Origin of the sequence: Fulvivirga imtechensis AK7 (assembly GCF_000331535.1) — a bacterium.
Classification (GTDB): Bacteria; Bacteroidota; Bacteroidia; order Cytophagales; family Cyclobacteriaceae; genus Fulvivirga; species Fulvivirga imtechensis.
The window spans coordinates 1-1,529 of the sequence record NZ_AMZN01000179.1; the positions used below are offsets into that span (position 1 = coordinate 1).

1 protein-coding gene is annotated in these 1,529 nt (G+C 40.1%); it reads left to right on the top strand.

What is annotated here, in order from left to right; all coding sequences use genetic code 11:
• Positions 1-1,001, top strand: a 1,001-nt coding sequence (locus tag C900_RS27630) for an RHS repeat-associated core domain-containing protein (RefSeq protein ID WP_040497709.1), incomplete at its 5' end; no start/stop codon positions are given.
• Positions 1,002-1,529 lie beyond the last annotated feature (528 nt).

Sequence of the window (1,529 nt, forward strand, 5' to 3'; positions counted from 1 at the left end):
GGCAGTATGACCCAGCACTAGGCAGGTTCAATTCCGTAGATCCGTTTGCTAACCGGTACCTGAATGAGAGCCCGTATTCGTTCTCCGGCAATAATCCGATCTACTATAATGATCCGAGTGGTGGTTCTTATGCGGACCTGATGCAGGATGATGAGTTTGTGAATGGTGGGTATAACGTTTTTAATAACCCGGGTAATATTGGGGGCTATACCGGACCAGGAAGTGGTCATCACTGGTCTGATCAGTATCGAAGCATAGCTGGAAATGCTATGATGATGAGTGGTGGTACTTTCAGGGATTTTTATGGAATAAGTAACCCTGACGGAAGCATCAACTATACAAGGGCTGCTCAGGTAGCAAGACAGGGAGGTTTAGGCGTTAGGTTTGAAGGCACTTTTGGTGTAATTGAGCTAAGTTCAGGAAGTACCGAGATAAATATTGTGCAAAAAGGAGACAGCTACCTTTATAAACTGGATGGCGAGTTTTATGGTGTTGGAGGCGGTGGAAAGGGGTACCCTGTCCAGGACCCTTATACTAACGAATATAAGGGCTTCAAATACAATTTTGACTACTCTTCAGATAATGGCAGTGGTTTTAGTGGTAAGGACTTTGCCCTTGCGTTGGCTGGTGCAGGTCTTGCCAGAGGTAATCATGTGATGTTCAATGATAAAACGTGGTATAGTGTAAAGACATTTAAAACCTACAGTCAATCATTTAACGGTAATGGTTACACCGGAGGAAAAGTAAAGGTCGCCAGTAAGGTTTCTACAGGGTTTAAAGTTGGCGGTTATGCGCTTGGAATTTACAATGCAGTTTCCCTTTGGGACCAAAAAAATCAAGGAGAGATTGGGGTGACAGAAATGTGGATTGAACAAACTTCAAATGCAATATCGACATTCGTTCCAATTTATGGTGCTGGTTGGGGAATAGGTTGGAGTGCAGGAAAAGTATTTGGACCAAGCAAGTGGTATGGAGATGACGACACCAGTTGGTTTAAATAGACTTAGCCTATGAGCGTATTATATAATTACTATTATTTATTTTATAGTAAAATATTAAAGGATAATGAGCCGCATATGTACACAATAATGGCGTTAAGTGCGTCAGAAGCGTTTGTTCTTATCGGTATTGTAGAGATTTTGATGATAAATTTTTATTGTTATTCAATTGGTAAATGGGTGATGCTAGGCATTGTGGCTTTTTGCATAGGCGCTAATTATTTTATTTTTCACAAAACGGGAAAGGCAAAAGAAATTATCAGAAATAATCCTAAATTTTTTAATAATCATAAGCTATCAATAGTACTTACAATAGCGTTTTTTCTGATAACCCTCTCTTTTATTTTTTGGGGACCAATATATACGAAGTATCTTTTAAATCAATGTAGGTAGATCAATCAATAAGGCGCTGTAGAAGCCGTTCAAGAGTTCATATTGGCGCCAGCTAGCTGGTGACCACGAAAAGCAGGTAAAAAAGCCGTTCCGGAGAGCGGCTTTTTTTAGTAGACGAATCTTTAAGAAGCTATTCCA